Below are 257 nucleotides of genomic sequence, written 5' to 3' on the forward strand. Positions count from 1 at the left end.
AGCTTGCATTCAACCAGTGTCAGGTCCCCGTCAGCACCGACAACCACGATGTCCGCTGCGCCCGCCTCGGACTGAAACTCACGGCATGTCCGCGCACCCGCGCCACCCCCTGGTATCAGGTCAGGATGCCGAGCGAGTATCGCCTGCAGGTCGGATTCCAAGGCATATCCCGCTTATTCAGCCTCGCGCCAGGTGCCGTCGCGCTGCCGAATCAATATGTCACTCATAGCTGCGCCTCCGGTGGAATGATCTGGGTA

General features: G+C 61.5%; 1 protein-coding gene. It reads left to right on the forward strand.

All coding sequences use genetic code 11. From position 1 onward, the window contains the following. Positions 1 to 257, forward strand: a 257-nt coding sequence (locus FNL14_RS23540) for a hypothetical protein (RefSeq protein ID WP_220126212.1), incomplete at both ends; no start/stop codon positions are given.

Origin of the sequence: Pseudarthrobacter sp. B4EP4b, from assembly GCF_006680095.1 — a bacterium.
GTDB lineage: Bacteria > Actinomycetota > Actinomycetes > Actinomycetales > Micrococcaceae > Arthrobacter.